The organism is Bradyrhizobium sp. SZCCHNRI3043 (assembly GCF_032377735.1).
Classification (GTDB): Bacteria; Pseudomonadota; Alphaproteobacteria; order Rhizobiales; family Xanthobacteraceae; genus Bradyrhizobium.
The window spans coordinates 44,049-66,608 of sequence record NZ_JAUHID010000016.1; the positions used below are offsets into that span (position 1 = coordinate 44,049).

Sequence of the window (22,560 nt, forward strand, 5' to 3'; positions counted from 1 at the left end):
GGGCCGCGGCCGCAGCGTCCTATCCGGCGCGCACCACGCCGCTCCTGTCGTCAGCGAAATCCGCGAAGCCATGTGCAACCACCGTGTTGCGGCCGCGATGCTTGGCCGCATAGAGCGCGGCGTCGGCGGCTTCGATCAGGTCGGAGGGCATCAGCGATTCGTTCGGCCGCGTCGAGGCGACGCCGACGCTCACGGTGACGCATTGATGCGCCGAGGTCGCATGCGGCAGCTCGAGCTCCAGCACCGCGGCGCGCACCTGCTCGCCGATCGCGAGCGCCTCTCTGGCACCCATTCCCGGCAACAGCAGGCAGAACTCCTCACCGCCATAGCGGCCGGCGAAAGCCGTCATCGCGCCGGCGATCTGCGACAGCGTCTCGCCGAGACGTGACAGGCAGGCGTCACCCTCGGGGTGACCATAGCTGTCGTTGTAGAGCTTGAAGTGGTCGACATCGATCATCAGCAGCGACAGCTCGGTGCCGGCCTGCTGCGCGCGGCTCCATTCGACGTCGATGCGGTTCTGGAAGCCGCGGCGGTTGGCGAGGCCTGAGAGCATGTCGATCGACGCCATCACCGTCAGCCGGTCATTCGCGGCGACCAGCTCGCGCTCGCGCTGGCCAAGCTTGGCGGCCATCGCATTGAAGGACTTTGCCAGCGGCACGAACTCCGACGGCAGATGCTTGGTGGTGACGCGCGCCGACCAGTGGCCATGGCCGAAGCGCTTGGCGGTCGCGGCGAGCATGCTGACGGGCTTCACGATCAGCTTCTCGGCGGCGATCAGCGCGCCGAGCAGCACGATCAGGCACACGAGGCCGGCCTGCAGATAGGCGTTGCGGATCTCGCGGTCGATGGCGGCGGTGACGCGGGTCTCATCGATGCTGACGATCAGCCGCGATCCGGTGTCGGCGATCCGGGTGAAGGTGATCGCGCGCTTGGATCCATCCGCCGCCGTGAAGCCCATCGTCTCGGTCGGCTTCCCCGAACTCAGCGCGGTCTCGGCAACGGCCGACAACAACGGCACGCTGTCGAGCGGCCGGCCGATCAGCTCGGTGCGGTCGACGGGCGCTGCCAGCACGGTTCCTTCGCTGTCGACCAGCACCGCCGTGATGCCGGGGCGGCCGCCAAGATTGTTCATGATCTTGGACATCCATTCCAGGTTCACGCTCGCCAGCATCACCGCGTCCGGCTCGCCGGTGATGGCGCCGACCGGATAGGCGGCCATGACGATCGGCACGTGCGACGGTTTCGACAGCAGGTAGTCGCTGAACACGAAATCGCGTGATTCCTGGGCGCCACGGAAATACGGCCGGTCGCTGAAATCGAGCCCGACATATTGGTTGTTGGTCGAGCACTGGATGCGGCCGTCGCGGCCGGCGATCATCAGGGTGCGGATCCAGGGCAGGGTCGCCGGCAGGCTGGCGCGCATCATGTCGCAACTGCGGCTCACGCCGGTGCTCGACGCCCGGACATAGGCGGTCGACTTCAGCACCGTCTCCACCGACATGATGACCTCGCGCTGCATGTCGGCGCTTTGCCGGGCGAGGCCGAAGAATTCCTCCGATGCGAGCGCGATCTGCCTCGTCCTGGCGCTTTCCAGGGAGCGCGCGCGTTCCAGCATCAGCGGCGCCACCAGGATCAGGGCGAGCAGCGCCAGCCGGGCGCGGATCCCCATCAGCCGGTTCAGCTTCACTCTATTGCGATTGAAGCGGATGCTTGGCATTTCTTTCCCCTACCCCGGCCGTGCAGGGTAAGGAGAAGGGCTCAAGAACCCTTTCTCGAACTCTGTAAAATTGCAGCCAAACCCGCAAATCTAACGACCGACGGACGCCATCGTGCCTGAATTGAACGCCTCATCCCCGTCCTCGCCGTCTGCGCTCGCCGCCGTCGAGCAGGAGATTCTGCGCGCCTGCCGCGATGCCGAGCGCGATCGCGCCTCGGTCACGCTGATCGCCGTGTCGAAGACCTTCGATGCCGAGGCAATCGAGCCGGTGATCGCGGCCGGACAGCGCGTGTTCGGTGAAAATCGCGTTCAGGAAGCCAAAGCCAAGTGGCCGCCACTGATGGCCGCGCATCCGGGACTCGCACTGCACCTGATCGGGCCGCTGCAATCCAACAAGGCCAAGGAGGCGGTGGCGCTGTTCGAGGCCATCCATTCGGTGGACCGGCCAAGCCTGTGCGCGGCGCTCGCCAAGGAGATTTCCGCCCAGGGCCGGCATCCGCAGCTATTCGTCCAGATCAATACCGGCGAGGAACCGCAGAAGGCGGGAATCGCACCCGGCGACGCCGACGCCTTCATCGCCGCCTGCCGCAAGGACTACGGGCTCGCGATTTCAGGGCTGATGTGCATTCCGCCGGTAGAGGATGCGCCCGGTCCGCATTTCGCGCTGACCGCCAAGATCGCCGCCCGCAATGGCCTTGCGCATCTGTCGATGGGCATGAGCGCCGACTTCGCCACCGCCATCCAGTTCGGCGCCACGCATGTCCGTGTCGGCTCGGCGATCTTCGGGCATCGCTGAAGGGGGGCGCAATCACGGCCGGCCCCTACTCGAACCGCACCGATACCTGCCCCAGATCGCCGAAATCGGCCTCCATGTGGTCCCCGCTGCCGATCGGCAGCGGCGCATGACAGGTGCCGGTCGTGACCACCTGCCCTGCCCGCGCGGGCACGCCAAGCGCGCTGAGCTCGTTGACCAGCCAGGCCAGCGCTATCAGCGGATCACCAAGCACGTTGCGGCCGTGGCCGATGAAGGTCTCGCCACGCAGCGCGATGCGCGGCCGCTCCGCGATCAGGTCGCGGCTGCGCCAGTCGGCGGTGGTGGCCTCGCCCAGCACGAACAGATGCGCGCAGGCATTGTCGGCGATCAGTTGCGCCTCGCCGGCGCTGACGAAGTCGGCGAACCGCGAATCCGGGATCTCGATCGCGGGATGCAGGGTGTCGACCGCGGCCAGCACCTCTGCGACATCATAGGGTGTCGGCCGCGGCAGCAGGTCCGCTCCCAGGCGGAACGCGAACTCCGGCTCCGCGACCCGCATCGCGTTACCGGCCATCGCTGCGGTGCCACCCGCTGGCAACACCGTCTCGGCCAGGATCCGCCCGGCCATCGGACCGGCGACATTGATATGGCGCTGGCCGGCCTCGCTGGTCGCCGCAATTTTCCAGCCAAATAGTGGCTTGGGCGAGTGGCGCTCGAGTTCGGCCTGGATGGCATAGCCCTCGGCGCGGTCCCTTGGACGCAACTCCGGCGGCAGCGCCGCCAGCTTCCGGCCTTCGCTCCAATGCTGACGCAGAAGGCCCGCGGCGCTGGCTGGCTGATCCGGTGCGCGCATGCCGTCCTCCCCTTCTCTTGTTATTGGATGACGATCCTGGTGCGCGGGCCGATCCTTTGCAACAGACGCAGCATCGCCGGGCGGGTCATGGCCACGCAGCCTGCGGTCGGGCCGAAGTTCGGCCGCGCCAGATGCAGGAACACGGCACTGCCGCGGCCCGCGATCCGCGGCCGCGTGTTGTGGTCGATCTCGATGATGAAATCGTACAGATGGTCCTGGCGCGCCAGCCGGTCTCCGGGCCGGTCGCCGCGCAGCCGGATCGCCTGATTGTAATGCCGGTCGGCCGGGTCCTCGCACCAGGCATCCTCCGGACCGATCGGCCGAACCGGCAGGACCGTGTGTGGGCGGGGGTGACGGTCGGCCCGCCACCACAGCCGCCGCGGCCGGAACACGCCTCGTGGCGTACCACCATCGCCTTCGCGCTTGTTGGCCAGGATGCCGCCGCGGCCGAGCGCCACCGGGATGACCTGGCCCCAGACCTGGATCCAGCCGCGCTGCCGCGACCCCGCCGTGGCGCGAATCGAGATCAGCGATGCTGGCATGCCAGGCTTCACCTTCCATAACGACATGAAACAACGCGCCTTTTCATTGCCCTTTATTGCCCGGTAATTGCCTTAATGTCGGCAAATGGTCCGCCGCGAGGGTCGAACAGGACAATCATCTCAATCCCTGCCCAATTCTGAAGTAGAGTCCGGGCGCTTGTGAATCGGTAACAGCCCCCTACTTCAAGACGGAACAGGGCTGATGAGCCTGTTTGCCCACCGTTTGACGGCGCCACCCATCCGATCCCGCCGGCGCCACCTAGAGGATTGTACAATGGCCAATGCCCGCAAGATCCTGATCGTGGATGACGACACCGATCTGCGCGATGCCCTGATGGAGCAGCTCTCGCTGCATGACGAGTTCGAAGCCCAGGCCGTCGATACCGGCGCCAAAGGCGCCACCGCCGCAAAGGCCAATTCACCCGACCTGGTTCTGATGGACGTTGGCCTGCCCGACACCGATGGCCGCGAAGTGGTGCGGTCCCTGCGCAAGGGCGGCTTCAAGGCGCCGATCATCATGCTGACCGGGCACGATACCGATTCCGATACGATTCTCGGGCTCGAATCCGGCGCCAACGACTATGTCGCCAAGCCCTTCCGCTTCGCCGTGCTGCTGGCCCGCATCCGCGCCCAGCTTCGCCAGCACGAGGCCAGCGAGGACGCGGTGTTCTCGGTCGGCCCCTACAGCTTCCGGCCGGGCTCGAAGATGCTGACGGGCGCCAACGCCCGCAAGGTCCGCCTGACGGAGAAGGAAACGGCGATCCTGCGCTTCCTGTACCGCGCCGGCCAGCAGCCGGTGTCACGCGAGACCCTGCTCCAGGAGGTCTGGGGCTACAATTCCGGCGTCACCACCCACACGCTGGAAACGCACATTTACCGTCTGCGGCAGAAGATCGAGAAAGATGCCGCGAATCCAGAGATTCTGGTGACGGAGGCCGGTGGCTACAAGTTGGTACCGTGATAGGTTCGGGGATGGCGGTCTCGCCATTTATGATATTGGTTCCATTCCGCCTTCCCCGGGCCCTTGATGTCGATCGAAGACGATATTGCGCTGCTGGAGCGCGTCCCAACATTGCGCCTGCTGGGAAGCGACTCGCTTCGCATGATCGCCATTGGCTCCGAGCAGCGCAACATCCAGAGCGGCGAGACCCTGTTCCGCGAAGGTGACACCGCCGATTGCGGCTATGTCGTCCAGCGCGGGTCATTGCGCATCAGCGACGAGGTCGGTGCCGAGATCGTCGCCACGCCGACCATGCTGATCGGCGAGTTGGCGCTGCTGGTCGAGATGCGGCGCCCGGCGACCGCGACGGCCCTGGAATATTCGACCGTGGTGCGGATTTCGCGCAGCCTGTTTCAGCGTGTGCTCGAGAGCGACGCCATGGCTGCGCGCCGGCTGCGCGACGAGTTCGCCCACCGCGCCAGCCGAATCGCCAATGACATCATGGCGGCCGGGACCAAGCTGACGTCGTGATCTTCTTGTCCGGGCGGGTCAGCTTCGCTTTCGCTACGACACGTCCAGCGTCACCGTGACCGGCACATGATCCGACGGCCGCTCCCAGCTGCGGGCGTCGCGCAGGATCCTGAAGTCGCTGACCCGGTCCTTCAGTGCGCGTGACACCCAGATGTGGTCGAGCCTTCGGCCGCGATCACCGACGGTCCAGTCGGCGGCACGGTAGCTCCACCAGGTGTAGACCTTCTCCGACATCGGGATGCGCTCGCGGGCGACGTCGACCCATTCGCCATGGGCCTGCGCCGCCAACAGCTTCTCGCATTCGACCGGCGTGTGCGACACCACCTTCAGGAGCTGTTTGTGCGACCAGACATCGTGTTCATGCGGCGCGACGTTGAGATCGCCGACCAGGATGTGCCGGTCGTCGCCGCGCGGATGCAGCGGCTCGCACGCCTTCATCTCGTCGAGGAATTGCAGCTTGTGCTCGAATTTCGGGTTGAGCGCGGGGTCGGGAATGTCGCCGCCTGCGGGCACGTAGAAATTGTGCAGCACCAGCGGCTGCGCGAGCTGCGCCTTCTCGCCGAACGCCACCGTGATGTGGCGCGAATCCACCTTGTCGCAGAAGGTGCGGACGTTGGTCTCCTCGAACGGCCATTTCGAGATCACGGCGACGCCGTGATAGCCCTTCTGCCCGTTCAGCGCGACGTGCTCATAGCCGAGCCGCTTGAAACGCTTCAGCGGGAAGGCGTCGTCGATGCACTTGGTCTCCTGCAGGCACAGCACATCGGGCCTGACCTGCTTGATGAGCTTGGCGACGAGGTCGATGCGCAGGCGCACCGAATTGATGTTCCAGGTGGTCAGGACGAGACGCATGAGACCCGCGTCATATCATGAAATGCGTTGATGTCGGCGATTCCGCTCCGCTTCTGACGCATCGGAATGACCGCGTTGGCTGGCCTTATCCCCAGCCATGTGGGACGGTGCCTGATCAGCGCCGCTTGCTCTCGATGACGTCCCATACGCGGGCGGCGATGTCGGGGCCCCCGAGCCGCGAGATCGCGCGGATGCCGGTCGGCGACGTCACGTTGATCTCGGTGAGGTTGCCATCGATGACGTCGATGCCGACCAGCAGCAGGCCGCGCGCGCGCAATTCCGGACCCAGCGTGTCGCAGATCTCGCGCTCACGGGCGCTGAGATCGGTGGCCTGCGCGGCGCCGCCGCGCACCATGTTGGAGCGCAGATCGTCCGCCGCCGGCACGCGGTTGACGGCGCCGGCGAACTCGCCGTCGACCAGGATGATGCGCTTGTCGCCATGCTTCACCTCGGGGAGGAAGCGCTGGATCACCCAGGGCTCCTTGAACGTCACCGAGAACATGTCGAACAGCGAGCCGAAATTCATGTCCTGCGGCATGACGCGGAACACTGCCGCGCCGCCATGGCCATGCAGCGGCTTCATCACGACAGCGCCGTGCTGATCGCGGAAGGCGTTGATCTCGTCGAGATCGCGCGAGATCAAGGTCGGCGGCATCAATTGCGGGAAGTTCATCACGAACAGCTTTTCCGGCGCGTTGCGCACGCTGGCGGGATCGTTGATCACCAGCGTCTTCGGATGGATGCGCTCGAGGAAATGCGTCGAGGTGATGTAGGCGAGATCGAACGGCGGATCCTGGCGCAGCAGCACGACGTCGAACGAGGTCAGCGCCGTCGGCTTGGGCTCGCCGAGCGTGAAGTGGTCGCCGACCTGGTCGCGCACGGTCAGCGCCTGCACCGGCGCGTACAGCTCCTCGCCGCGCAGCGACAGCCTGTCCGGCGTGTAGTAGCACAGGCCATGTCCGCGCCGCTGTGCTTCGAGCAGCATCGCAAAGGTCGAGTCGCCGCGGATGTTGATGCGCGCGATCGGATCCATCTGGACGGCGACATTCAGTTTCATGGGCAGGTCCCTGCTCTCTGCAGTCGGTTCATGTCAGGTGCTGGCGTCGAAGGCCGCCATCAGATGGCGCGGCAGGCTGCGCGGCGCAACCAGAATCGCATCGAAGCGCAGCTCGAATTCGGCATGGTCGGGATGCGCCATCAACCAGGCCTGCGCGGCATCGATGATGCGCTGCTGCTGGCGAGGCGTCACGGCATAGGCCGCATCGTCGAGCGAGGCGCGCGCCTTGACCTCGACGAAGGCGACCAGGCTGCGCTTGCGCACTATGATGTCGATCTCGCCATGGGGCGTGCGGAAGCGTTTGGCGAGGATGCGGTAGCCCTTGGCGATCAGCAGCGCTGCGGCACGGGCTTCCGCCGACAATCCAGTGCGGAAGGCGGCGACGCGCTCGGGCGCCGCCGTCTTCGCCGGCTTGTCTGGGGAGGCACGCTCAGTCTTTGCCATCGGCCTCCCCCGACCGCGCGCCCTTCGAGAGCTCGAGCGCGCGCGCATACACCTCGCGTCGCGGCCGGCGCGACAGCTCGACGGCATGCATCACGGCGTCCTTGACGCTCGATCGCTGCAACAGATCCCTGAGCACGGCGTCCAGTGCGTCCTGGGTCAGCACCTCTGCATCGCGCGGCGGTGGACCGATCACCAGCACGAATTCGCCGCGCGTTTCGAGATCGCCGGCCCGTGCAGCGAGATCGCCGATTGCTCCGCGCAGCACCTCTTCGTGCAGCTTGGTGAGCTCGCGGCAGATCGCGGCCTGACGCCCAGCCATGGCATCGGCGAGATCGGCCAGCGTCTCCTGCACCCGGCTGCCCGCCTCGAACAGAACCAGCGTCGCCTCGATCCGCGCGAGCTCCGACAGCCGCGTGCGCCGCGCCTGCTGCTTGGCCGGCAGGAATCCCTCGAAGAAGAAGCGGTCGGTCGGCAACGCCGCCACGCTCAGCGCCGCGAGCACGGCGGAAGGTCCCGGCAGCGCGGTGACGGCGTGTCCGGCCTCACAGGCCTCGCGCACCAGCTTGTAGCCGGGATCGGAGATCAGCGGCGTGCCGGCGTCCGACACCAGCGCGATGGCTGCCCCTCTGGCCAGACGTTGCAGGATCCGCGGCCTGACCGCTTCGGCATTGTGCTCATGATAGGCTGCGAGTTCCGCGCCCAGGCCGTAGCGCTCCGTCAGGCGCCGCGTGATTCGCGTGTCCTCGCAGAAGATGATGTCGGCGCCGGCCAGGGTTTCCAGTGCACGCAGCGTGATGTCGCCGAGATTGCCGATCGGCGTTGCCACCAGATGCAATCCAGGCCGTGCCTTGGGCGCCACGACGATTTGACCCGCCACCAGGTAGGTCGACGTGGTGGAAGATTTGCCGTCGTCTGGCGACGTCTTGGGGATTGCCTTCGCGCCCATCGAGGTAATTTAAAGGGCATGCCGCGGGATTGCCACAGGGGAACAGCCGCGCAGCAATTTTGAAGTTCCGATCGGCATGGGCGCGTGGCCGTTCATCGAATCTTCAAGTCCGAAACTGCACGTCAATGGGGATGTGTACGAGCGGGGGATAGGCCGTGCAAAACGTCGAATTGATCGGCTTTGTGGCGGTGACAGCCTTTTGTTTTGCTTAACTATTCGTCGACAATATGAGTGAATCAGCACGGCTTGGCGGACGTGCGTTTGGGGAACTTCTGGCCGGTCTTGGCCGAACGAAGAGATGCCATGGTGGGCCCGCGTCATCCCAACTCTCTCGGTCCGGGACCCCATGGGGTCGCCCGGCGAACGGCGCTGGGCCTGATCGTCGGCGCGCCGCTGCTGTCGGCGTGCTCCAACGTCCAGCAGGGCTTCAATCCGTTCGAGCAGCCGACGGCGCCGGCGGGACCGCCGCAGCAGCCGGCGGTTGCCGGTAACGGCCAGGTCAAGGTCGGGCTGATTCTGCCGCTGTCGGCGTCGGGCAATGCCGGCGTGGCTGCGCAATCGATGAAGAACGCGGCCGAGATGGCGCTCGCCGAGTTTCAGAACCCCAACATCCAGCTCCTGATCAAGGACGACGCCGGCAGCCCGCAAGGGGCGCAGCAGGGCGCGCAACAGGCCTGCGACGAAGGCGCCGAGATCATTCTCGGTCCGCTGTTCGCGGGCTCGGTACCGGCGACCGCCCAGGTGGCGCGCGCGCGCAACATCTCGGTCATCGCCTTCTCGACCGATTCGAGCGTGGCGGGGCGCGGCGTCTATCTGCTCAGCTTCCTGCCGGAGTCCGACGCCAGCCGCATCGTCGAATATTCCGCCAGCGTCGGCAAACGCTCGTTCGCGGCGCTGCTGCCCGACAATGCCTATGGAACCGTCGTCGAGGGTGCGTTCAAGACCGCGGTCAGCCGCCGCGGCGGACGCATCGTTGCGTTCGAGAAATATTCCAGCGACCGCGCCGGGCCTGCGCGCACGGTGGCGCAGGCGCTCGGCGGTGCCGATGCGCTGCTGCTTGCCGACGACGGCGAATCGGTCGCGGCGACCGCCGATGCGCTGACCGCTGCCGGCGCCAATCTGCGCAACATTCAGTTGCTCGGCACGGGGCTGTGGGACAATCCGCGCGTTTATGCCAGCGCCAGCCTGCAGGGTGGCCTCTATGCTGCGCCGGATCCCTCCGGCTTCCGCGCCTTCGCCGGTCGCTACCGGACGCGGTTCGGTGGCGATCCCGTGCGCACGGCAACCCTCGCCTACGACGCGGTGGCGCTCGTGGCCGCGTTGGCGCGCACCCAGGGCAACCAGCGCTTCGCGCCCGATGTCCTGACCAATGCATCGGGCTTTGCCGGCATCGATGGGCTGTTCCGGTTCCGCAGCGACGGCACCAATGAGCGCGGGCTTGCCGTGATGCGCGTCGGTTCGGGTGGCGGACAAACGGTCGCCGGCGCGCCGAAGAGCTTCAGCGCGACGTGAGTCGCAGCATCCTTCAGGCGGCGAGATCGGCGACGACCGCGTCGAGCACCGGAAAGCCATCCTGAGTCACGCGCAGCCGTCCATCCGGATCGACCGCGATGGCGCCCTCCTCGCGCAGCAGCGCGATGCGGCGCGGATCGAGCGCACGGCCGGAGATCGCGGCATACCGCCTGGGGTCGATGCCTTCGGCCAAACGCAGCCCCATCAGCAGGAATTCGTCGGCGCGCTCCTCGCGGTTGAGCTCGTCGTCGGTCATCACACCATGACCGTTGGACTCCACCCGCATCAGCCAGGCCTCCGGCCGCTTGTCGGTCGCGGTCGCATGCCTGATGCCGCCGATGTCGAGACGACCATGGGCGCCGGGGCCGATGCCGGCATATTCGTGGCCGCGCCAATAGATCAGATTGTGCCGGCACTCCGCGCCCGGGCGGGCATGATTGGAGATCTCATAGGCCGGCAGTCCGTGACGGCCACAGATCTCCTGCGTGACGTCGTATAAGGTCCGGGCCAGGCCTTCATCCGGCGTCTTCAGCTTGCCTGCGGCGTGCAGGCCGAAGAACGGCGTGCCTTCCTCGATCGTCAGTTGATACAGCGACAGGTGCTCAGCCGCCTCACCGATCGCGCGCGTCAGCTCCTCGGTCCACATCGCCGGCGTCTGGTCGGGCCGGGCGTAGATCAGATCGAACGAATAACGCTCGAACGCATTGCGCGCGATGGCCACCGCCTTCATCGCCTCCTCGGCGGTGTGCAGGCGTCCCAGCATCTTGAGCGACGCATCGTCCATCGCCTGGACGCCGAGCGAGACCCGGTTGACGCCGGCGGCGCGATAGCCGGCAAAGCGTGTCGCCTCGACGCTGGTCGGATTGGCTTCGAGCGACACCTCGACATCGCCAGCGACGTGCCAGTGGCGGCCGATCGCGTCGAGAATCGCGCCGACCGTCTGCGGCTGCATCAGCGACGGCGTGCCGCCGCCGAGAAAGATCGACGTGACGGTGCGCGGCCCGATGCGGGCGGCCGTGGTCGCGATCTCCTGCGCAAAGGCGCGGGCGAAGCGGTCCTGATCGATGGCGGCATGCCGGACATGGCTGTTGAAGTCGCAATACGGACATTTCGACAGGCAGAACGGCCAGTGCACATAGACGCCGAACGCTTCGCTGTCAGCGCTGGTCAAGGCAGATCTCCGCGAGCTTCACGAAGGCGCGCGCCCGGTGCGACAGGCCGAGCCCGAGCGGCGGCAGGCCATGCTTCTCGATGCTGGTCATCTCGCCGAAGGTCCGGTCGTGGCCCTCGGGCAGGAACATCGGGTCGTAGCCGAAGCCCGCCGTGCCGCGCGGCGGCCAGACCAGGGTGCCGTCGACCCGCGCCTCGACCTCCTCGACATGACCGTCCGGCCACGCCACGCACAGCGCCGAGACGAAATGGGCGGTGCGCTTGTCGGCACTCCTCGCGTCCCGCTCCTGCAGCAGGCGCTCGATCCGCGCCATCGCGCTGGTGAAATCCTTGTCCGGTCCGGCCCAGCGCGCCGAATAGATCCCCGGCGCCCCATCGAGCGCATGAACCACGATACCGGAATCGTCGGCAAAGGCAGGAAGCTGCGCTGCTCTGGCCGCGGCGACCGCCTTGATGCGGGCGTTGGCCTGGAAGGTCTCGCCGGTCTCGTCCGGCTCGTCCAGGCCGAGATCGCCGGCCGACACCGCCTCGACGCCATGGGGAGCGAGCAGCTCGCGCATCTCGGCAAGCTTGCCGGGATTGTGGGTCGCGATGACGAGGCGCCCGGTGAGCTTGCGATGACCGCTACTCACGCGACCGCCATCTTCTGCAGGTCGACCAGTCGCGCCACGCCCTTGCGGGCCAGTGCCATCAGCGCCAGGAGCTCGGCCTCGGTGAACGGCGTCTTCTCCGCCGTGCCCTGCACCTCGATGATGCGGCCGTCGCCGGTCATGACGAAATTGGCGTCGGTCTCCGCCTCGGAATCCTCGGCGTAGTCGAGATCCAGCACTGGCGTGCCGTTGTAGATGCCGCAGGAGATCGCGGCGACGTTGGCGCGCAGCACCTCGGTCTTGATCATGTTGCGCGACTTCATCCACTTGATGCAGTCGGCCAGCGCCACCCAGGCGCCGGTGATCGACGCCGTGCGCGTGCCGCCGTCGGCCTGCAGCACGTCGCAATCGACTGTGATCTGGCGCTCGCCGAGCGCTTCCAGGTCGATCGCGGTGCGCAGCGAGCGGCCGATCAGACGCTGGATCTCGACGGTGCGACCGGTCTGCTTGCCGGCGGAGGCCTCGCGCCGGGTCCGTTCCAGCGTGGCGCGCGGCAGCATGCCGTATTCGGCCGTGATCCAGCCGCGTCCCTGGCCCTTGAGCCAGGGCGGCAGCCGGTCCTCCAGCGTGGCGGTGACCAGCACATGGGTGTCGCCGAACTTCACCAGGCAGGAGCCCTCGGCGTATTTGACGACGCCGCGTTCCAGGCTCACGGCCCGCAGTTCATCCGGTGCACGGCGGCTCGGCCGCATGATTCTCTCCGTGAAAGCGCGCGAAAGACCGACTTTGACCGGCCTTGTAGGAGCCGCGACCGGCAGCGGCAAGGGCTTATCAAGGGTTTATCATGGCCTCGTCGCGCCCGAGAGCGCGCGACGACCGGCTTGCCACCGAGCCGCCGCATGGACACATTATAGGCAGCTGCGAGGAGAGCATCTGGTGGCCCACCACGATCCGATCAACCTGATGACACCGCCGGCCGGTCTGGCGCAGCTCAACGAGCGCTCGCGCGAGATCTTCCGGCAGATCGTCGAAAGCTATCTGGCGACCGGCGAGCCGGTCGGCTCGCGCAACATTTCGCGGCTGATCGCGGTTCCGCTGTCGCCGGCCTCGGTGCGCAACGTCATGGCCGATCTCGAGCAGCTCGGCCTGATCTACGCGCCGCACACCTCGGCCGGCCGGCTGCCGACCGAGGCCGGCCTGCGTTTCTTCGTCGATGCCCTGATGCAGGTCGGCGACATGACCGAGGCTGAGCAGCAATCGATCCAGAGCCAGCTCGCCGCGGTCGGGCGGGCGCAATCGGTCGAGGCCGCCCTGGACGAGGCGCTGACCCGGCTGTCGGGTCTGACCCGTGCCGCTGCCGTGGTTCTGACCGCCAAATCCAACACCCGGCTGAAGCACATCGAGTTCGTCAGGCTCGAGCCCGAGCGTGCGCTGGTCGTGCTGGTGGGCGAGGACGGGCAGGTCGAGAACCGGGTTCTGGTTCTGCCGCCGGGCGTGCCATCCTCGGCGCTGACCGAGGCGTCGAATTTCCTCAATGCCCGCATCAGAGGCCGGACGCTGGCGGAAGCACGGCTCGAGCTCGAGACGGCGCTGGCGCATGATCGCGCCGAGCTCGACCTGCTGACGCAGAAGGTGATCGCCGCCGGTGTCGCGAGCTGGTCCGGAGGGGACAGCGACGAGCGGCAGCTCATCGTGCGCGGCCATGCCAACCTGCTCGAGGACCTGCATGCGCTCGAAGATCTCGAGCGCGTGCGGCGGCTGTTCGACGATCTCGAGACCAAGCGCGGCGTCGTCGATCTGCTCGGACGGGCAGAGAGCGCGGAAGGTGTCCGCATCTTCATCGGCTCGGAGAACAAGCTGTTCTCGCTGTCGGGCTCGTCGACGATCGTGTCGCCCTATTCGGACGCCACGGGTCGCATCGTCGGCGTGCTCGGCGTCATCGGTCCGACCCGGCTCAACTATGCCCGGGTGATTCCGACGGTCGATTATGCCGCGCGTCTGGTCAGCCGGCTGCTGGGCGGCTGACGCGTGAGTTGGTTAACCCGCGGACAGCGCCTCCGGGCGCGATGGTCAGGCTGCGCTTGATTTTCGACGCCCAAAGCACGATATCCCGCCCCATATCCCCCAAACCCGTCAGCCGAACTTGCGAGTCTGTCCATGACCGATCCCGACCTGCACAAGAATGATCCGGAAAACCCGGCGCAGGCCAGCGAACCCGTCGTCTCCAAGCCCTACATCATGCCCGACGATCCTGAGACCGGCTCGGCCGAGGCCCTTGCCAAGGAGGCGGCCGACGCGCGCGACAAGATGCTGCGCACGCTGGCGGAGATGGAGAACCTGCGCAAGCGGACGGCCCGTGAAGTCGCCGATGCACGCATGTACGGCATCACCGGCTTCGCGCGCGACGTGCTCGACATCGCCGACAATCTGCAGCGCGCGCTCGATGCCGTGCCGGCCGAGACACGCGCCAATGCCGATGCAGGCCTCAAATCGTTGATCGAGGGCGTCGAGCTCACCGAGCGCTCGCTGCTCAACACGCTGGAGAAGAACGGCGTCAAGAAGTTCGATCCGACGGGACAGAAGTTCGACCCCAACTTCCAGCAGGCGATGTACGAGGTCCCGGATTCGTCGGTGCCGTCGGGCACCGTGGTGCAGGTCGTGCAGGCCGGCTTCATGATCGGCGAGCGCATCCTGCGTCCCGCGCTGGTCGGCGTGTCCAAGGGTGGCGCGAAGGCGGCGCCCGCGCCGAGCAACGATCAGTCGAACAGCGCCGCGTGACGGCGAGCATTAGGCAGGCCTTCTCCTGCCGTCCTGTCAGTCCAACGAAGAAGCCACGGGCGGTGATGCCCGTGGCTTCTTGTTTGTCGGCGCGAGTTTGTAGTTCGTGTCGCGGCAAGTGGACCGCGGCCGATGAGACCGCGGCGTCCGGATACCGAGTTGGGCTTAGCCTCTCGGCTGGATGCCGTCGCGGACGGCGCGGAAGCGCGGGAAGGCTACCGACCACTGATCGCGCGGCGCGCTGCCGATGATCCGCAGCGTATTCGGCCCGCCGAAGCGCAGCCATTGCACCACGGTCACCGGCGTATTGTCCTTGCCGCTGGTGGCTTCGAGCCGGGTCTCGTAGGCCGGCTGGCCGTCGATGCGGATCGGCTCGGACATCGTGATGCGCGCTTCGCGGACGCCCGGAATGGTGGTGGCCGCCTGCTGGGCGACACGCGCGCGGTCGCCCGCCTCCGGGGCCACCCCGGCCACGAGCCCGATCACCACGAAGGGCGCGGCTTCGAAGCCCTTGTCCTCTTCGCCGTCGGCCAGGATCAAGGCACCCGGCCCGAGCGTGCGGATGGTTTTGAACCCGGAGAGCTCGGTCACCTTGAACGGCATCATCGCGAGCTGCTCGTCGACGGGAACGTCCTTGCGGACGACGGCGGAGGCGAACATCTGACGCACGGCATCGTCGGTGTAGATCCGGCTCGCGGTCTCCGGGATCTGCACGGCCACGTAGCCGGAGAAGCCGTTGCCGGGCAGGATCATCGAGTAGCGCCGCACCGGCGTGGCGCCATCCCGACCGTTCTCAACCGTGTAGTAGGCGGTGCCGGCGGCGGTCTCGATGCTCTCCGGCTTGACGTTGCCGGTCCCGGCGGGATTGGCGGTAAACGCATTCTTCACCTCGCCATAGGCGGCCGCCGGCAGTTCGGTCAGCAGCACCTTGACGCTCTGGTCCTCGGTTTCGAAGCCGGAAAACGTCTTGGCCTTGGCGAGCCCTACCAGCGGCGCGAGCCCGATGCGGACGCCGGGCGGAAATATGGCTTCGGCGGCCATGGCGGAGTGCAGCAGCGACATCAGCAGGGTAGCCGCGGCGAAGAATCGAACGATCATCATCAAACATTGCCTCGTTGACCGAGGCCTCGCGCCGAGGCGGTCGGGGGTCCTCGCCAGCGTGGTCTTCGGCGGCACGCTTTTAGCGGCTTTGCGCCCCCCGCAACAGGCCGGGCGCGCGGTTTTGATCGCCTGCGGCGATCAGCGCGCCCTACGGGTCGCATTTCCCAGGTCATTTCGCCTCGAAAGGCGGGCTGATGGCGGTGCCGTGCTAGCCGCGCTTCAGGATTTCGACGCCATCGACGGTCTGCACCAGCACATAGGGCGCGAGCAGAGCCCTGATCTCGGGGTCGGAACGCGCCCAGTCGCCCCAGTCGCTGTTCTGATTGTCGATCAGGACGACGTCGGGCGGTTGCCTCCGGAAGTCGGCGATGATCCCGGCGCGTTCACGTTCCACATAGGGCGCGAGCCTCTGCGCAGTTTGTGAATCGATGGTTCCGTCTTGTTGCGACCGGCGAACGATTTCCCGGACCCAGAACGCCTCCTGGCGCGAGATCCAGGTGCCATCAAGGGTCCGCACCATGGGGTGCCCGATGACCGCCGCCGCGCTGAGCACCAGCATGCTCGGGCGCGGCCCGAGCCGGGCCACCTGGGCTTCGATCTGCTGGACGTCGACACTACCATTGAACCAGAAGCAGGTCTGCACGAAGAGCACGGCGCCGGCGAGAGCGGTGGCGACACGCGGCCAGCGTCGCGCGTCGCGGCTGGCGTCGATCGCCGACACGGCAAGGCCGGCGGCAAGCAGCGCCAGCGCCACCATCGGATAGGCATGGTAGCCCCAGCCCTTTTGCTGCGCGACGAATGACACCAGGAACCCGAGTGATGCGGCCAATGTGGTGAACGATGCGGCGTCGCGCTCGTGCTGCGTGCGCTGAAGAATGAGGATGATGACTGCTGCAGCCAGCCACAGGCCCATCGGCAGGGTCACGAGGATGGTCGGCACGGGCGCCTTCAGAAGCAGATAGACGTCGCGGACCAGCGGATAGATGACCGTGAAATATTCGGGAAAGAACAGGTAGATGCACGCCGCGTTGATCAGCACCAGGGCCGCGGCGATCCAGTTCTCCAGCGCGAACAGCACGCGCCAGTCGCGCGCCTGAGCCGCGGCGGCGAGTATGCAGAAGCCGACGCTGAAGGCGAAATAAGGCTTGAAGCTCATCGTGAGGCCGGCACTGAGCCCGGCGATGAGCATGGCCGCCGGGGCCACCCGCTCGCGCCTGGCGCGCAGGATGTACACCGCGATCGCCGGCAATATCGTGATCAGGGCCAGATGTTCCCGCTGGCCGAAATCATACATCGGCGCGATCAGAAGCAGGGCGGTCGTCCACCCCGCCAGCCTGCCGTCGGCGAGGCGATGGCGCAGGGCCGATGTCCGCAGCACCAGCCATACCAGCGTCAGGGATGCCGCGGTCAGCACGAAGATCAGGATATTCGTCGCCAGCTCGGGCCTGAGATGGATCGCACGCGCCAGCGCGACGGCCAGCAGATAGACCGACCCAGCCATCGGCGGGTTGGTCTCGAGGATGTCGACGTAGAGCCGCTGTCCATCGAGCATGCGCTCGCCGACGAGGAGCCACCAGCTGACATCGACATTGAGGGGAAGGACGTACCGCAGCCACGCCGCTGCAACCACGATGGCGCAGATCAGCAGTCCCGGGAACGTGGCTTGGCCGGCTTCGCGCGCGCGCTGCGGAAAGCTCCAATCGGAGTCGATGACCATGCCTCATTCCCGTCCCAGGAGTGCGGCAGGCTAGGGCCCGTGGGTTAACAACGCATTTCGGTCATTGGGGCAGATCAGCGGTACCGGATTTGTCGCACTTGCCCGCGACCGCACCTCCTATTTCGCACGGGGCCATTCGACGTGCCGGCAGGTGGATTCGCGCAGTCGCCTCCGGTCCGAGCCGCCGTTTCGCGTCGCCGCCAATTCCGATGGGCCGCTCTGATGTCTCCATGAGGTCGTTCGGCGACGGCCGTGATTTTCGTTGGGTCGAACCCCTGGTCCGGTCCTTGCGGGCCAGTCCCCCCCTCCTATATGACGCTCATCGTCGCAATATCGCGAGCATTTGATCTGAGGGGGTTTTGGATGGGGGCGCCGTCAGGGCCCCACCCAACCTGCCGCAAAAAGAAGGAATATGAGACCATGGGAAAGGTCATCGGGATCGATCTCGGCACCACGAATTCGTGCGTGGCCGTCATGGACGGCAAATCGTCGAAAGTCATCGAGAACGCCGAGGGCATGCGCACGACGCCGTCGATCGTCGCGTTCAGTGACGATGGCGAACGCCTGGTCGGCCAGCCGGCCAAGCGCCAGGCCGTGACCAACCCCGAGCGCACCTTCTTCGCGGTCAAGCGACTGATCGGCCGCCGCTACGACGACCCGATGGTCGAGAAGGACAAGAAGCTCGTCCCCTACAAGATCGTCAAAGCCGGCAACGGCGACGCCTGGGTCGAGGCCGACGGCAAGACCTATTCGCCCTCGCAGGTCTCCGCCTTCATCCTGCAGAAGATGAAGGAGACCGCGGAAGCCCATCTCGGCCAGAAGGTCGATCAGGCCGTCATCACCGTCCCCGCCTACTTCAACGACGCCCAGCGCCAGGCCACCAAGGACGCGGGCAAGATCGCGGGCCTCGAGGTTCTGCGCATCATCAACGAGCCGACCGCGGCTGCGCTCGCCTACGGCCTCGACAAGACGAAGGCCGGCACCATCGCCGTGTACGACCTCGGCGGCGGCACCTTCGACGTCTCGATCCTGGAGATCGGCGACGGCGTGTTCGAGGTGAAGTCGACCAACGGCGACACCTTCCTCGGCGGTGAAGACTTCGACATGCGTCTGGTCAGCTACCTCGCTGACGAATTCCAGAAGGAGCAGGGCATCAACCTGCGCAACGACAAGCTCGCCCTGCAGCGCCTCAAGGAAGCTGCCGAGAAGGCCAAGATCGAGCTGTCGTCGACCACGCAGACCGAGATCAACCTGCCCTTCATCACCGCGGACCAGTCCGGTCCGAAGCATCTGACGATGAAGCTGACCCGTGCCAAGTTCGAGGCGCTGGTGGCCGACCTCGTCGAGAAGACCATCGAGCCGTGCCGCAAGGCGCTGAAGGATGCCGGCCTGACCGCCGGCGAGATCGGCGAAGTGGTGCTGGTCGGCGGCATGACCCGCATGCCGAAGATCCAGGAGATGGTGAAGCAGTTCTTTGGCAAGGAGCCGCATAAGGGCGTCAACCCCGACGAGGTGGTGGCGATCGGTGCGGCGATTCAGGCCGGCGTGCTGCAGGGCGACGTCAAGGACGTGCTGCTGCTCGACGTGACGCCGCTGTCCCTCGGCATCGAAACCTTGGGCGGCGTGTTCACCCGCATCATCGACCGCAACACCACGATCCCGACCAAGAAGAGCCAGGTGTTCTCGACCGCCGAGGACAATCAGAACGCGGTCACCATCCGGGTCTTCCAGGGCGAGCGCGAGATGGCGGCCGACAACAAGATGCTCGGTCAGTTCGACCTGATGGGCATTCCGCCGGCCCCGCGCGGCATGCCGCAGATCGAGGTGACCTTCGACATCGACGCGAACGGCATCGTCAACGTCTCGGCCAAGGACAAGGCCACCGGCAAGGAGCAGCAGATCCGCATCCAGGCCTCGGGTGGTCTGTCGGAAGCCGACATCGACAAGATGGTCAAGGACGCCGAGGCCAATGCCGCGGCGGACAAGAAGCGCCGCGAGGCGGTCGACGCCAAGAACCATGCGGACGCGCTGGTGCACTCCACCGAGAAGGCGCTGGCCGAGCATGGCTCGAAGGTCGCCGACACCGAGCGCCGCGCCATCGAGGATGCCGTCAGCGATCTCAAGGAAGCGCTGAAGGGCGACGATGCCGAGGCGATCAAGGCCAAGACCAACACGCTGGCCCAGGCGTCGATGAAGCTCGGCGAGGCCATGTACAAGCAGCAGGCCGAGACCGATGCGGCCCGCGACGCCGCCAAGGATGACGTGGTCGACGCGGAGTTCACCGAGGTCGACGACGACAAGAAGAAATCTGCTTAACTGAGGCAGAGGTAGTGACCATGACCCCCATGCCAAAGAGCGCACTTTGCGGCTCGTTGGATGGGGGTCATTTTCATTGACCGGAACGCGCGCGGCGATCGCGCCAGCCGTTCCTATTGGGCGAAGTTCGGGCGGGTTTGATTGATGTCCACCAAGCGCTGCTACTACGAGACCCTGGAAGTCGAGCGCGACGCCGACGAGACCAAGCTCAAGGCCGCCTTCCGCAAGCTGGCCATGAAGTGGCATCCGGACAAGAATCCGGGCGATGCCTCCAGCGAAGTGAAATTCAAGGAAATCAACGAGGCCTACGAGGTGCTGCGCGACGCCGACAAGCGCGCCGCCTACGACCGCTATGGCCACGCCGCCTTCGAGCAGGGCGGCATGGGCGGCGCGCACGGCTTCGGCGCCGGCTTTGCCTCCTCGTTCTCTGACATCTTCGAGGACCTGTTCGGCATGGCCGGGCAGCGACGCGGCGGCACCGGGCGCGAGCGCGGCGCCGATCTGCGCTACAACATGGAAATCACCTTGGAAGAGGCGTTCCAGGGCAAGACGGCGCAGATCGAGATTCCGGTCTCGGTGACCTGCGAATCCTGCTCCGGCACCGGCGCCAAGGCCGGCACCAAGCCGAAGACCTGCTCGATGTGCGGCGGCGCCGGCCGCGTGCGGCAGGCGCAGGGCTTCTTCACCCTGGAGCGGACCTGCCCCGGCTGTCACGGCCGCGGCCAGATGATCGAGGACCCCTGTCCGTCCTGCTCCGGCTCTGGCCGCGTCACCCGTGACCGCACGCTGTCCGTCAACATTCCCCAGGGCGTCGAGGACGGCACCCGCATTCGTCTTGCCGGCGAGGGCGAGGCGGGGCTGCGCGGCGGACCGCCCGGCGATCTCTACATCTTCCTGTCGCTGACCCAGCACGAGTTCTTCCAGCGCGACGGCGCCGACCTGCATTGTCGGGTGCCGATCTCGATGGTGACGGCGGCGCTTGGCGGCGAGTTCGAGGTGCCGACGATCGACAAGGGCAAGACCAAGGTGAAGATTCCCGCCGGCGCGCAGTCCGGGCGCCGGTTTCGGATCGCGGCCAAGGGCATGCCGGTGCTGCGCTCGCGCCAGACCGGCGACATGTATGTCCAGATCGTGGTCGAGACGCCGCAGAACCTGACCAAGAAGCAGCAAGAGCTGCTGGCCGAGTTCGAGAAGCTGTCCTCGGGAGCGACCCAGCCCGAGGCGGCTGGCTTCTTCACCAAGGTCAAGGATTTCTTCGGCAAGGCGGCGAGCTGAGCCGTGAGTTCAAGCAAGCACGGCCAGGTGGCCTCGCCGAATGACTTCGGGATTCATGTGTCGAGCGAATTTGCTGCTTTGCACATGCAAAAAATTATCGAATGCAACTGTAAGAGCGCGGACCCGCCAGCCTTAATCGTACGTTACGGTTCGGCTTGACCGCCCCGCCTGCGCCCTATACGTCTTTGTGACTCTTTTCTGACATCGCCGTGAAGACGGTCCCGTCTGGTACTGAGATGCCCTTGCAAACGTCCGTGCGTGCGTCGAAAAAGCCTCTCCGTCTGGACGACGAAGTGCGCTTCCTCCGCTCATGGATCGAAAAGCCGCTGCACATGGGCGCCGTCATGCCGTCGAGTCGGCTGCTGGCCCGCACGATGGCGCAGTACGTCGATCCGCACGGGACAGGCCCCGTCATCGAGCTCGGACCGGGCACCGGCGCGATCACCAATGCGCTGGTCGAACATGGGATCGATCAGAAGCGGCTGGTGCTGGTCGAGTACAATCCGAGTTTCTGCGCCCTGCTGCGCGATCGCTACCCGCAGGCCAAGGTGGTCCAGGGCGATGCCTATCGCCTTCGTGACACGCTCTGGAACGTGCTGGGCGCCCCGGCCTCCGCCGTCGTCTCCGGCCTGCCGCTCGTGACCAAGCCGATGCTGACGCGCATGAAGCTGATCCGCGATGCGTTCGCGGCGATGTCGCCGAACGCGCCGTTCGTGCAGTTCACCTATTCCGTCGTACCGCCGATTCCGAAGTCGCTGCCCGGCGTCACCACGCAGGCATCCGAGCGCATCTGGATGAACCTTCCGCCGGCGCGCGTCTGGGTGTATCGCAAGCCCTGACCGGCGGCCGCGATCCTTCGTGGCGGGTCGTTGACCGACCTCACGATGTCCGCGCTGAAGATCCTCATCATCCCCGGTTCGACGCGGGTCGGCTCGCACAACGCGAAGCTCGCCGCGGCAGCCGCCTATCAGTTCGTGCAGGCCGGCGCCGACGTCACACGCATCTCGCTCGCCGACTTCCCGCTGCCGATCTACGACGCCGACCTCGAGGCGCAATCGGACATTCCATTTCACGCCGTGAATCTGACGCGCATGATCGGCGTTCATCATGCCGTGCTGCTGGTGACGCCGGAATACAACGCCTCGGTGCCGCCGCTGCTGACCAACGCCATCACCTGGATCTCGCGCGTCGACGAGCCGCCGGGCAGTCGCGGCGCGGTGTTCCGCAGCAGGCCGTTTGCGATCGCTGCCGCCTCCGAGAATCGCTTCGGCGGCGTGCGTGCACTCTCGGCGTTGCGGCTGATGCTGACTGCCTGCAACGCGACGGTGATCCCGAGCCAGCTTGCGCTGGCCTGCGCCGACAAGGCCTACAACGACATGGACCGGCTCAAACTGCCCGCCGACATCACGGCGCTCGACGCCCTGGTGCGGGAGCTGATCGTTGTCGCGCAACATACGATGTGAGG

Annotated in this window: 22 protein-coding genes; 10 read left to right on the plus strand and 12 right to left on the minus strand. The window is 66.4% G+C overall.

The genetic code is table 11. The annotated features are described in order from the left end of the window. Nucleotides 1–19 precede the first annotated feature (19 nt). Nucleotides 20–1,717 carry a diguanylate cyclase domain-containing protein gene (locus QX124_RS25105; RefSeq protein ID WP_315798582.1) on the minus strand — a complete coding sequence of 566 codons (1,698 nt, stop codon included), beginning with the start codon at nt 1,715–1,717 and terminating at the stop codon, nt 20–22. A 112-nt stretch (nt 1,718–1,829) separates the two neighbouring features. Between QX124_RS25105 and QX124_RS25110 the strand changes: the two genes are divergently transcribed. Next, nucleotides 1,830–2,513, plus strand: a complete 684-nt coding sequence (locus QX124_RS25110; protein WP_315759092.1) for a YggS family pyridoxal phosphate-dependent enzyme — start codon at nt 1,830–1,832, stop codon at nt 2,511–2,513. A gap of 25 nt (nt 2,514–2,538) precedes the next feature. On the opposite strand, the gene QX124_RS25115 is transcribed toward QX124_RS25110, so the two are convergent. Together QX124_RS25115 and QX124_RS25120 are read right to left on the minus strand one after the other, a co-directional pair. Further along, on the minus strand, nt 2,539–3,324 hold the full coding sequence (locus tag QX124_RS25115; RefSeq protein ID WP_315798583.1) for a fumarylacetoacetate hydrolase family protein: 786 nt from the start codon (nt 3,322–3,324) through the stop codon (nt 2,539–2,541). Nucleotides 3,325–3,344: 20 nt separating this feature from the next. Then, nucleotides 3,345–3,866, minus strand: a complete 522-nt coding sequence (locus QX124_RS25120; RefSeq protein WP_315798584.1) for a L,D-transpeptidase — start codon at nt 3,864–3,866, stop codon at nt 3,345–3,347. 274 nt (nt 3,867–4,140) lie between these two features. On the opposite strand from QX124_RS25120, the gene QX124_RS25125 reads away from it, so the two are divergent. After that, entirely contained in the window at nt 4,141–4,827 is a 687-nt protein-coding gene (locus QX124_RS25125; protein WP_315716813.1) for a response regulator transcription factor, read from the plus strand. Nucleotides 4,828–4,893: 66 nt separating this feature from the next. Beyond that, nucleotides 4,894–5,337: a cyclic nucleotide-binding domain-containing protein gene (locus QX124_RS25130; protein WP_315740402.1), complete on the plus strand. Its 444-nt coding sequence runs from the start codon at nt 4,894–4,896 to the stop codon at nt 5,335–5,337. Between the two features lie 33 nt (nt 5,338–5,370). On the opposite strand, the gene QX124_RS25135 is transcribed toward QX124_RS25130, so the two are convergent. From QX124_RS25135 to rsmI, 4 genes are all read right to left on the minus strand, one after another. Beyond that, the gene (locus tag QX124_RS25135; RefSeq protein ID WP_315784980.1) at nt 5,371–6,189 is read right to left on the minus strand and encodes an exodeoxyribonuclease III; all 819 of its coding nucleotides are present in this window, start codon (nt 6,187–6,189) and stop codon (nt 5,371–5,373) included. 115 nt (nt 6,190–6,304) lie between these two features. Continuing rightward, entirely contained in the window at nt 6,305–7,246 is a 942-nt protein-coding gene (gene gshB / locus QX124_RS25140; protein WP_315798585.1) for a glutathione synthase, read from the minus strand. A gap of 33 nt (nt 7,247–7,279) precedes the next feature. Further along, entirely contained in the window at nt 7,280–7,690 is a 411-nt protein-coding gene (locus QX124_RS25145) for a YraN family protein (RefSeq protein WP_315740399.1), read from the minus strand. Next, on the minus strand, nt 7,677–8,636 hold the full coding sequence (rsmI, locus tag QX124_RS25150; protein WP_315798586.1) for a 16S rRNA (cytidine(1402)-2'-O)-methyltransferase: 960 nt from the start codon (nt 8,634–8,636) through the stop codon (nt 7,677–7,679). Before rsmI ends, QX124_RS25145 begins: the two co-directional genes overlap by 14 nt. 303 nt (nt 8,637–8,939) lie before the next feature. On the opposite strand from rsmI, the gene QX124_RS25155 reads away from it, so the two are divergent. Then, nucleotides 8,940–10,148, plus strand: a complete 1,209-nt coding sequence (locus QX124_RS25155) for a penicillin-binding protein activator (RefSeq protein WP_315740397.1) — start codon at nt 8,940–8,942, stop codon at nt 10,146–10,148. 13 nt (nt 10,149–10,161) lie between these two features. Here the strand turns inward: QX124_RS25155 and hemW are convergent, their stop codons facing one another. The 3 genes from hemW to rph are packed head-to-tail and all read right to left on the minus strand — an operon-like array spanning nt 10,162 to nt 12,660. Further along, nucleotides 10,162–11,319 carry a radical SAM family heme chaperone HemW gene (gene hemW / locus QX124_RS25160; protein ID WP_315770630.1) on the minus strand — a complete coding sequence of 386 codons (1,158 nt, stop codon included), beginning with the start codon at nt 11,317–11,319 and terminating at the stop codon, nt 10,162–10,164. Next, entirely contained in the window at nt 11,306–11,950 is a 645-nt protein-coding gene (gene rdgB / locus QX124_RS25165; RefSeq protein WP_315798587.1) for an RdgB/HAM1 family non-canonical purine NTP pyrophosphatase, read from the minus strand. Before rdgB ends, hemW begins: the two co-directional genes overlap by 14 nt. Next, nucleotides 11,947–12,660, minus strand: a complete 714-nt coding sequence (rph, locus tag QX124_RS25170; RefSeq protein ID WP_315759102.1) for a ribonuclease PH — start codon at nt 12,658–12,660, stop codon at nt 11,947–11,949. Before rph ends, rdgB begins: the two co-directional genes overlap by 4 nt. A gap of 184 nt (nt 12,661–12,844) precedes the next feature. Here rph and hrcA point away from each other — a divergent pair, with 184 nt between their 5' ends. Both hrcA and grpE read left to right on the plus strand, forming a co-directional pair. Then, nucleotides 12,845–13,933, plus strand: coding sequence for a heat-inducible transcriptional repressor HrcA (gene hrcA / locus QX124_RS25175; RefSeq protein WP_315740393.1), 1,089 nt, complete (start codon nt 12,845–12,847; stop codon nt 13,931–13,933). A 132-nt stretch (nt 13,934–14,065) separates the two neighbouring features. Continuing rightward, nucleotides 14,066–14,686 carry a nucleotide exchange factor GrpE gene (gene grpE / locus QX124_RS25180; protein WP_315798588.1) on the plus strand — a complete coding sequence of 207 codons (621 nt, stop codon included), beginning with the start codon at nt 14,066–14,068 and terminating at the stop codon, nt 14,684–14,686. Nucleotides 14,687–14,851: 165 nt separating this feature from the next. On the opposite strand, the gene QX124_RS25185 is transcribed toward grpE, so the two are convergent. Both QX124_RS25185 and QX124_RS25190 read right to left on the minus strand, forming a co-directional pair. Then, nucleotides 14,852–15,787, minus strand: a complete 936-nt coding sequence (locus QX124_RS25185; protein WP_315798589.1) for a hypothetical protein — start codon at nt 15,785–15,787, stop codon at nt 14,852–14,854. Between the two features lie 208 nt (nt 15,788–15,995). Continuing rightward, nucleotides 15,996–17,504, minus strand: coding sequence for a hypothetical protein (locus QX124_RS25190; RefSeq protein WP_315798590.1), 1,509 nt, complete (start codon nt 17,502–17,504; stop codon nt 15,996–15,998). A gap of 420 nt (nt 17,505–17,924) precedes the next feature. Between QX124_RS25190 and dnaK the strand changes: the two genes are divergently transcribed. The 4 genes from dnaK (at nt 17,925) to QX124_RS25210 (ending at nt 22,558) form a co-directional block, all read left to right on the plus strand. Beyond that, nucleotides 17,925–19,820 (plus strand): molecular chaperone DnaK, encoded by a 1,896-nt coding sequence (gene dnaK / locus QX124_RS25195; protein ID WP_315740389.1) that lies wholly within the window; start codon nt 17,925–17,927, stop codon nt 19,818–19,820. A 144-nt stretch (nt 19,821–19,964) separates the two neighbouring features. Further along, complete coding sequence (dnaJ, locus tag QX124_RS25200; protein ID WP_315740388.1) at nt 19,965–21,095, plus strand: molecular chaperone DnaJ; 1,131 nt, start codon at nt 19,965–19,967, stop codon at nt 21,093–21,095. Between the two features lie 236 nt (nt 21,096–21,331). Then, nucleotides 21,332–21,934, plus strand: coding sequence for a class I SAM-dependent methyltransferase (locus QX124_RS25205; RefSeq protein ID WP_315740387.1), 603 nt, complete (start codon nt 21,332–21,334; stop codon nt 21,932–21,934). 45 nt (nt 21,935–21,979) lie between these two features. Beyond that, nucleotides 21,980–22,558, plus strand: a complete 579-nt coding sequence (locus QX124_RS25210) for an NAD(P)H-dependent oxidoreductase (RefSeq protein WP_315798626.1) — start codon at nt 21,980–21,982, stop codon at nt 22,556–22,558. The last annotated feature ends 2 nt before the right edge of the window (nt 22,559–22,560 follow it).

Bases quoted from the DNA above. Each gene is read 5' to 3' on its own strand.
- QX124_RS25105 (WP_315798582.1), bottom strand. From the start codon at position 1,717: ATGCCAAGCATCCGCTTCAATCGCAATAGAGTGAAGCTGAACCGGCTG.
- QX124_RS25115 (WP_315798583.1), bottom strand. From the start codon at position 3,324: ATGCGCGCACCGGATCAGCCAGCCAGCGCCGCGGGCCTTCTGCGTCAG.
- QX124_RS25120 (WP_315798584.1), bottom strand. From the start codon at position 3,866: ATGCCAGCATCGCTGATCTCGATTCGCGCCACGGCGGGGTCGCGGCAG.
- QX124_RS25125 (WP_315716813.1), top strand. From the start codon at position 4,141: ATGGCCAATGCCCGCAAGATCCTGATCGTGGATGACGACACCGATCTG.
- QX124_RS25130 (WP_315740402.1), top strand. From the start codon at position 4,894: ATGTCGATCGAAGACGATATTGCGCTGCTGGAGCGCGTCCCAACATTG.
- QX124_RS25135 (WP_315784980.1), bottom strand. From the start codon at position 6,189: ATGCGTCTCGTCCTGACCACCTGGAACATCAATTCGGTGCGCCTGCGC.
- gshB (WP_315798585.1), bottom strand. From the start codon at position 7,246: ATGAAACTGAATGTCGCCGTCCAGATGGATCCGATCGCGCGCATCAAC.
- QX124_RS25145 (WP_315740399.1), bottom strand. From the start codon at position 7,690: ATGGCAAAGACTGAGCGTGCCTCCCCAGACAAGCCGGCGAAGACGGCG.
- rsmI (WP_315798586.1), bottom strand. From the start codon at position 8,636: ATGGGCGCGAAGGCAATCCCCAAGACGTCGCCAGACGACGGCAAATCT.
- QX124_RS25155 (WP_315740397.1), top strand. From the start codon at position 8,940: ATGGTGGGCCCGCGTCATCCCAACTCTCTCGGTCCGGGACCCCATGGG.
- rph (WP_315759102.1), bottom strand. From the start codon at position 12,660: ATGCGGCCGAGCCGCCGTGCACCGGATGAACTGCGGGCCGTGAGCCTG.
- grpE (WP_315798588.1), top strand. From the start codon at position 14,066: ATGACCGATCCCGACCTGCACAAGAATGATCCGGAAAACCCGGCGCAG.
- QX124_RS25185 (WP_315798589.1), bottom strand. From the start codon at position 15,787: ATGATGATCGTTCGATTCTTCGCCGCGGCTACCCTGCTGATGTCGCTG.
- QX124_RS25190 (WP_315798590.1), bottom strand. From the start codon at position 17,504: ATGGTCATCGACTCCGATTGGAGCTTTCCGCAGCGCGCGCGCGAAGCC.
- dnaK (WP_315740389.1), top strand. From the start codon at position 17,925: ATGGGAAAGGTCATCGGGATCGATCTCGGCACCACGAATTCGTGCGTG.
- dnaJ (WP_315740388.1), top strand. From the start codon at position 19,965: ATGTCCACCAAGCGCTGCTACTACGAGACCCTGGAAGTCGAGCGCGAC.
- QX124_RS25205 (WP_315740387.1), top strand. From the start codon at position 21,332: ATGCCCTTGCAAACGTCCGTGCGTGCGTCGAAAAAGCCTCTCCGTCTG.
- QX124_RS25210 (WP_315798626.1), top strand. From the start codon at position 21,980: ATGTCCGCGCTGAAGATCCTCATCATCCCCGGTTCGACGCGGGTCGGC.